Source organism: Actinocrinis sp., assembly GCF_035946395.1.
In the GTDB taxonomy this organism is placed as follows: domain Bacteria; phylum Actinomycetota; class Actinomycetes; order Streptomycetales; family Catenulisporaceae; genus Actinocrinis.
In genome coordinates this window covers 1-7,790 of the sequence record NZ_DASYZI010000338.1, presented here as the reverse complement: position 1 = coordinate 7,790, position 7,790 = coordinate 1, and the positions used below count along the sequence as shown (strand labels likewise).

Here is a 7,790-nt window from a genome sequence, read left to right as displayed (position 1 = left end):
TGGCGGCCTGGGAACTGAGCGCGCTGACCGAAACGGTGGAGTTGCTGGTCAGCGAGCTGGTCACCAACGCGATCCAGCACGCCGGTGGCGAGATCCGGTTGCGGCTACAACGCAACGAGACCGGGCTGCTGTGCGAGGTCTGCGACCGGACCCGCACCCCGCCGGAACTACAGGAGCTGTCCGCGACCGCCGAGCGGGGCCGCGGCATTCTGCTGGTCAACGAGCTGTCCCGCAAATGGGGCCACCGGCGCACCGCCACCGGCAAGATCGTCTGGTTCACGATGAACCCGGCCTGAAGACCCGAGCTGACCGCAGATTTGTGCGGAAGCCCCGAGCAGGCGACAGACGTGGCCGAGGACCGGCGCCGAGGGCTGGCGCTGAGAATCTGGGCTGGGGAGCTGAGCTGAAGGATCTGGGCTGAGGATCTGGGATGACAACAGACCTGGGTTGAGGGCCTCAGGACCTGGGCTGACGGCTGATCTGGGTTGAGGACCCCAAAGCCTGGCCTGGCCTGGCCTGACCTGGGCTGACCTGGCCGGGCCTGGGCTGGGCCGAGCTGGCCTGGCTTGGGCCGGGCCTGGGCCGGGCTGGCTTGGGCTGGCTGGATTGGACTGGACTGGACTGGACTGGGCCGAGCCGAGCCGAGCCGGGCCCGGCCGCGCCTGGGCTGGGCTGAAGGTAGATCCATGTCTGTGGATCTGCGCGCAGTACCTGCCTGGTCCACGTACCCAGTGCCACCTACTTGGCCCACCTATTCCGCACCAGCTGCTTGGCCCGTTTGCGTAGCGCCAGATACGTGGTCTACGCATGTGATCCACGTACATAGCGCCGCCGTAGCGAGTACCGCCGTGCTCGGCGGCCCGGCGGTGCTCAGCTCAGACGCCTGCGGCACGCATCCCGCGCAACTCCTTCTTCAGCTCGCCGATCTCGTCGCGGAACCTTGCCGCCAGCTCGAAGCGTAGTTCGGCCGCGGCGGCGTGCATCTGGGCGCTGAGGTCCTCGATGAGCGCCTCCAGTTCCTCGGTCGGCTTGCCCACGCTGTGTTCTCCCGTTGCACGAAGCCCGGCCAGTGTCGAGGCGCCGCCCCTCGAACCGACGCCGGGGACCGGAGCCTTGCCGCGCGACTGCTGCCGGCCTGCGCCGCCGAGCAGCTCCCTGGTGTCCGCGTCCTCGCGGGCCAGCGAGTCGGTGATGTCGGCGATCCGCTTGCGCAGCGGCGTGGGGTCGATGCCGCGTTCCTTGTTGTAGGCGGTCTGCTTCGCACGCCGCCGGTTGGTCTCGTCGATGGCCTTCGCCATGCCGGGGGTGATCTTGTCGGCGTACATGTGGACCTGGCCGGAGACGTTGCGCGCCGCGCGGCCGATGGTCTGGATCAGCGAGGTGCCGCTGCGCAGGAAGCCCTCCTTGTCGGCGTCCAGGATCGACACCAGCGAGACCTCCGGCAGGTCCAGGCCCTCGCGCAGCAGGTTGATGCCGATCAGCACGTCGAAGACGCCGAGGCGCAGCTCGCGCAGCAGCTCGACCCGGCGCAGCGTGTCGATGTCCGAGTGCAGATACCGGACCTTGACGCCTAACTCCAGCAGATAGTCCGTCAGGTCCTCGGACATCTTCTTGGTCAGCGTGGTGACCAGGACGCGCTCGTTCCGGTCGGCACGCAGCCGGATCTCGTGCACCAGGTCGTCGATCTGGCCCTGTGTCGGCTTGACGATGACCTCCGGGTCGATCAGGCCGGTGGGCCGGATGACCTGCTCGACCACGCCGGCCGCCTGGGACAGCTCGTAAGGCCCCGGGGTCGCGGACAGGTACACCGTCTGCCCGATCCGCTCGACGAACTCCTCCCATCGCAGCGGCCGGTTGTCCACCGCCGAGGGCAGCCGGAAGCCGTGGTCCACCAGGACCCGCTTACGCGAGGCGTCACCCTCGTACATCGCGCCGATCTGCGGGACGGTCTGGTGCGACTCGTCGATGACGAGCAGGAAGTCCTCGGGGAAGAAGTCCAGCAGGGTGTTCGGGGCGCTGCCGGGCTCGCGGTCGTCGATGTGCCGCGAGTAGTTCTCGATGCCGGAGCAGAAGCCGACCTCGCGCATCATCTCCAGGTCGTAGGTGGTGCGCATGCGCAGCCGCTGGGCTTCGAGCAGCTTGTTCTGCCGCTCCAGCACGGTGAGCCGGTCGGCGAGTTCGGCCTCGATGCCCTCGATCGCGCGGGCCATCCGCTCCGGGCCGGCGACGTAGTGCGTGGCGGGGAAGATGTAGAGCTCTTCGTCGTCGGTGAGCACCTCGCCGGTGACCGGATGCAGCGTCATCAGCCGCTCGACCTCGTCGCCGAACAGCTCGATGCGCACCGGGTGCTGCTCGTAGACCGGGAACACCTCGACCGTGTCCCCGCGCACCCGGAACGTGCCGCGGGTGAACGCGAGATCGTTGCGGGCGTACTGGATCGAGACGAGCTTGCGCAGCAGCCGGTCGAGCCCGTACTCCTCGCCGACCTTCAGCCGGATCATCCGGTCGACGTACTCCTGCGGCGTACCCAGGCCGTAGATGCAGGAGACGGATGAGACGACGACCACGTCGCGCCGGGTCAGCAGCGAGCTGGTGGCCGAGTGGCGCAGTCGCTCGACCTCCTCGTTGACCGAGGAGTCCTTCTCGATGTACGTATCGGTCTGCGCGATGTACGCCTCGGGCTGGTAGTAGTCGTAGTACGAGACGAAGTACTCGACCGCGTTGTTCGGCAGCAGTTCGCGGAACTCGTTGGCCAACTGCGCGGCGAGGGTCTTGTTGTGCGCCATGATCAGGGTCGGCCGCTGCAACCGCTCGATCAGCCACGCCGTGGTCGCGGACTTGCCGGTGCCGGTCGCGCCGAGCAGCACCACGTTTTTCTCTCCCGCGCGCACCCGCCGCTCCAGTTCGGCGATCGCCTCGGGCTGGTCCCCGGACGGCTTGTATTCGCTGACGACCTCGAAGGGCGCCACTTTTCGCTCTAGGTCAGTCAACGGTCGAGTCATGGTTACCACGGTAAACGCCCGCGCCGACAAGCGGGCGGGCGTTTCCGGAAAGCTGTGGATAACTTGTGATGAGCCAGGTCAGCGAGTGGCTCAGCGAGACGGGCTAGCGCTTGGCGACCTTGCGGAACAGGGGGCGCGGCAGGTGCCGCAGGCCGGAGAAGACGTAGCGCAGCGCGGCGGGAACCCAGACGATCTCCGAGCCTCGGCGCAGCCCGGCGATGATTGCGTCGGCCACCGCGTCGGGGGTCGTCGAGAACGGCACCTTCTCCATCCCGGCGGTCATCTTGGTCTCGACAAAGCCGGGCCGCACGACCATCACGTGGACACCGCTGCCGTGCATCGCGTCGCCGAGGCCCTGAGCGAACGTGTCGAGGCCGGCCTTGGTCGAGCCGTAGATGAAGTTGTCCCGGCGGGCACGCTCACCGGCCACCGAGGAGAGCACGACGAGCGCGCCGTGGCCCTGCTTCTTCAGCGCGTTGGCGCACACCAGGCCCGAGGCGACGGCGCCGACGTAGTTCGTCTGGGCGACCCGCGCCGCGGCGACCGGGTCCTGCTCGTCCGCGGCCTGGTCGCCCAGGACGCCGAAGGCGAGCAGCACGACGTCGATGTCGCCGTTGGCGAACACCTCGCCGAGTGCCTTCTCGTGCGATTCGACCTCTGAGGCGTCGAACGCCACCGTATCGACCTCGGCGCCGAACGCCCGCAGGTCCTGCGCGGCGGCGTCAAGCCGCTCGGAGGGCCGGGCGGCCAGCACGATCCTGCGGGTCTTGTCGGTCGCCATCCGGCGGGCGGTGGCCAGTGCGATGTCCGAGGTGCCGCCGAGGATCAGCAGCGACTGCACCGAACCGAGCGCGTCCTTCATCTTCTGCTCCCTTACAGCGCCAGTCGGCGGGACTGGTCCGAGACGAACACCCCGAGCGGGTCCACCTTGGCGCGGACCTCGCGAAAATCGTCGAGATGCGGGTACATGGCTGCGAGGTCGGCAGCGGCGAGCCGGGAGTCCTTGGCGAGGTAGACGCGGCCGCCCTCGGACAGCACCTGCTCGTCGAGCCACGGCAGCAGCCGGTCGAGGCCGGGCGTGCCGGACGGGAAGTCCAGCGCCAGCGTCCAGCCCTCGGTCGGGAAGGACAGGTAACCGGGCGAGCCCTTCCCGAAGCGCTTGAGGACCGTGACGAACGACGGTGCCTGAGCGCGGCTGATCTGCTCGACCATACGGCGCAGCGCGGCGTCGGCGGCGAACGGGACGACGAACTGGTACTGAAGGAAGCCCGCCTTGCCGTAAACCCGGTTCCAGTCGCGGATGCCGTCGAGGGGGTGGAAGAACCCACCGATGGTGGCCAGGTGGTGGTGCGTGGCCGGAGTCTTGCGGTACCAGACCTCGTTGGCGATCGCGATGGTGCGCCGGTTGAGCAGGCCGGACGGGAAGAGGTCGGGCGCGCCGGCGACCGGCTTGGCGGAGAACGCCAGTGGCTCGGCGCGGTGCTTGGCCGACAACTCGTCGAGCGCCGCGAAGTTGCCGCAGTCCAGCAGCGCGCGGCCCAGCTTCGCGCCCTTGGCCAGGCAGTCCATCCACGCGACGGTGTAGCGGTAGTCGGCGTCGGTGCCGGCCAGCCGCTCCATCAGCGTGTCGAGGTCGGGCAGCTTGAAGGTGTCGACCGAGAGCCGTGAGGTCTCGATCGGGATCAGGCGCACGGTTGCGGACAGCACGACGCCGGTCAGGCCCATGCCGCCCGCGGTGGCCCAGAACAGCTCCGGGTCGGAGTCGGGGGTGAGCGTGCGAACGGTGCCGTCGGCGAGCAGCAGGTCCATGGAGGTGACGTGCTGCGCGAACGAACCGTCAGCGTGGTGGTTCTTACCGTGGATGTCGCTACCGATCGCGCCGCCGACGGTCACGTACCGGGTGCCCGGGGTCACCGGCACGAAGTACCCGAACGGAACCAGGGCCCGCATCAGCGTGTGCAGGGAGACGCCGCCTTCGGCCGTGACGAGGCCGGTGTCCAGATCAATGGACAGGATGCGGTTGAGCCCGGTCAGGTCGATGACCCGGCCACCCGCATTCTGCGCGGGATCACCGTACGAGCGGCCGAGTCCACGCGCGATGACGCCACGGGGGCCTGCCGTGGCGACCGCCTCGGCGACCTGCTCACGGGTACGCGGCCGTACGACCTCCGCCACCGTGGGCGCGGTGCGGCCCCAGCCGCTCAGGCGCTGCGCGTACGGCTCGGCGACGTCCGTGACGCCTACGCCGGAACGGCCGCCGATGAGGGAAGGCTGATGATCAATGCGCACTGAACACTCCCGCCGCGAAGCACCCGAGCCAGATCGCCGCGATGGCCATGATGACCACGTCGCCGAACAGCACGTCCTCCGGCTCCCCGGCCTTTCCGGAGTCCACGAACATCGCGTAGCGCAGGAAGATGAAGGACCAGGGCACGATCGAGATCTCGTGCCAGTTCACCCCGGACTCGTTCTGGCCGAGGCCGAAGGCCCACAGAGCGTAGGTCAGGATGGTCAGCCCGGCGGCCATCTGCCAGACGAAGCGCAGGTACGACTCCGAATACGCGGCCAGCGTCTTGCGCGTGGTCGCGGCGGCCTCTCCCATCAGGATCATCTCAGAGTGCCGCTTCCCGGCCACCATGAACAGCGAGCCGAATGCGGTGGTCAGCAGGAACCACTGGGACAGCGGAATGTTCGCGGCCACGCCGCCGATCATCGCTCGCAGCAGGAAGCCTCCGGCGACCAGCGCGAGATCGAGCACGAGGATGTGCTTGAACCAGGCGCTGTACGACAGGTGCATCGCGAGGTAGATGGCGATGACCGCGGCGGTGCCCACGTTGGCCGCGAAGGCGACGCCGACTGCGGCGATGGAGAGCACCACGACGGTGGCCCATGCCAGCGGGATCGGGATCAGCCCGGCCGCGATGGGCCGGTACCGCTTCTTGGGGTGCATCCGGTCGGCCTCGACGTCGAGCGCGTCGTTCGCGTAGTAGACGGCGGCGGCGGCCAGGCAGAACGCGGCGAAGGCGACCGCGCTGGCGCCGAGCACCTTCGCCTCGTCGATGCGGCCGGCGGCGAGCGGCGCGGTGAGCACCAGGACGTTCTTGACCCACTGCTTCGGGCGGGCCTCGCGCACCATCGCGCGTAGCAGCGCGAAGGGCTTGGTCGAGGTGCTGCCGGCGGACGTGGCGACCGGAGCGTGTAGCGCGACGTCGGTGCCGGTGCCGTTCGCGGCCGGTACGGGCGCCTCTTCCGGCGCGGCGTCGGCGGACTCGGTCTCGACGTCGGCCTCAGCGATGGCGGTCTGCGCATTGCCGTTCACGGCTCGCTCGACCGTCTCTTCGCCGGCGGCGGTCATGTGTTCGATGCGCTCTCGCGCGGGGATCGTAACCACGTCACCCTCCCAAGTGATCGGTCCTCGTGACGGTGCCGGAACCGCAGAGGACAGGGTGCGGATACCACGACTCTTCGTCGGGTCCTGCCGTCGTACCCGGCTTTCGGCCTGTCGTGCGCCGAAGTCCCGCCCGGGTGAACAGCGTAGGGAGGCTACCAGGACCACACCTGCCTGCCCCAACCTACCCGGGCATTCGGTGCAAGCTACTGGCGTCTGGCGTACTGCCGGCCCGGGTAACCGCTCTAACGTGGCGTACGCCCTAGAGCCTCTATTCGGTTCCATAGGGCCGCAACTTGATCGGCCAATTCATCCGGTGTGCCGTCGTTGTTCAGGACAACGTCCGCCGCGGCGAGCCGTTGCTCGCGGGGGGCCTGCGCGGCGATACGCGCCGAAGCCTCCTGCTCGGTCATGCCGCGATCACGCACCAGGCGGGCCACACGCACCGCGTCGGCGGCATCCACGACGACGACAAGTTCGAACAGGCTGGCCAGCCCGGACTCGACGAGCAGCGGCACGTCTTGGACCACGACGGAGCCCTCAGGCGCGGCGACGGCGCGTTCGGCCATCCAGGCGCGTACACGCGGATGAACGATCGCGTTGAGCGCGGTACGCCGATCCGGATCGGTGAAGACAACGGCGGCGAGCGCCGCGCGATCCAGCGAACCATCCGGTGCAAGCACTGCATCGCCGAAATCGGCGAGCACCGCGGCCAGCCCGTCGGTGCCTGGGGCGACCACCTCGCGTGCGGCGACGTCCGCGTCGAGGATCAGTGCGCCACGCTCGGCCAAGAGCCTGGCGACGGTGGACTTGCCGGAGCCGATGCCACCGGTCAGTCCGACCAGGACGGTGCGTGCCTCGCTCATGAGGCGATCCCCTCTCTTCGAACTTGACCGGGCCGGCGGCGCAGGATCGGCCGACGCGAAGCGGCGGACGAGCCTACAGCCGCCATGGTGCCCCGGCTAAGAGGGTTGCGCGGGTTGGTGGTTGACGGAGTTGTTCATGCGACTGGCGCCGCGTTGGCTCGCAAGTCAAGGGCCGAGCGGGGCGGGGCAGGGCGGAGCGGAGGAGGGTGTCACAGCGCCACGCGGTCCAGCTACATCAGTTGCATCAGCGACACTGCGCGGCGACCAACGGCAACGCCGTTAAGCGACGGCCATCGGCCCGCGCCCACGGGGCGCCAGCCGCAGGAACAGCACCGTCGGCCACCAAACCGCGCAACCCTCTAGGTTCGAAGAGCCGACGCCTACGGCTGCGGCATGAACGAAACGGGCGCCCGGCGGTTCCTTGCGGAAGTCGTCCGGACGCCCGTCAGCGTTCGTTCGCAGTCGGCTGATCAGATGATCAGCCGCTCCCGGCAGCTCAGCTCTGTCCGCCGGCCAGCTTCTCGCGCAGCGCGG

The 7,790-nt window shown here is 68.9% G+C and carries 6 protein-coding genes; 1 reads left to right on the top strand and 5 read right to left on the bottom strand.

What is annotated here, in order from left to right:
* Nucleotides 1-296: ATP-binding protein (locus VGS97_RS21180; protein ID WP_326855353.1), on the top strand; the 296-nt coding region annotated here is incomplete at its 5' end.
* Nucleotides 297-875: 579 nt separating this feature from the next.
* Here the strand turns inward: VGS97_RS21180 and uvrB are convergent.
* The 5 genes from uvrB to coaE form a co-directional block, all read right to left on the bottom strand.
* Nucleotides 876-3,002 (bottom strand): excinuclease ABC subunit UvrB, encoded by a 2,127-nt coding sequence (gene uvrB, locus VGS97_RS21175; protein WP_326855352.1) that lies wholly within the window; start codon nt 3,000-3,002, stop codon nt 876-878.
* Nucleotides 3,003-3,105: 103 nt separating this feature from the next.
* Nucleotides 3,106-3,864: a decaprenylphospho-beta-D-erythro-pentofuranosid-2-ulose 2-reductase gene (locus VGS97_RS21170; protein ID WP_326855351.1), complete on the bottom strand. Its 759-nt coding sequence runs from the start codon at nt 3,862-3,864 to the stop codon at nt 3,106-3,108.
* 11 nt (nt 3,865-3,875) lie between these two features.
* Entirely contained in the window at nt 3,876-5,264 is a 1,389-nt protein-coding gene (locus tag VGS97_RS21165) for an FAD-binding oxidoreductase (RefSeq protein WP_349262205.1), read from the bottom strand.
* Between the two features lie 16 nt (nt 5,265-5,280).
* Nucleotides 5,281-6,393 (bottom strand): decaprenyl-phosphate phosphoribosyltransferase, encoded by a 1,113-nt coding sequence (locus VGS97_RS21160; protein WP_326855349.1) that lies wholly within the window; start codon nt 6,391-6,393, stop codon nt 5,281-5,283.
* 242 nt (nt 6,394-6,635) lie between these two features.
* Nucleotides 6,636-7,256 (bottom strand): dephospho-CoA kinase, encoded by a 621-nt coding sequence (coaE, locus tag VGS97_RS21155; RefSeq protein ID WP_326855348.1) that lies wholly within the window; start codon nt 7,254-7,256, stop codon nt 6,636-6,638.
* Nucleotides 7,257-7,790 lie beyond the last annotated feature (534 nt).

Coding starts and splice junctions, on each gene's coding strand:
- uvrB (WP_326855352.1), bottom strand. CDS start 3,002: ATGACTCGACCGTTGACTGACCTAGAGCGAAAAGTGGCGCCCTTCGAG.
- VGS97_RS21170 (WP_326855351.1), bottom strand. CDS start 3,864: ATGAAGGACGCGCTCGGTTCGGTGCAGTCGCTGCTGATCCTCGGCGGC.
- coaE (WP_326855348.1), bottom strand. CDS start 7,256: ATGAGCGAGGCACGCACCGTCCTGGTCGGACTGACCGGTGGCATCGGC.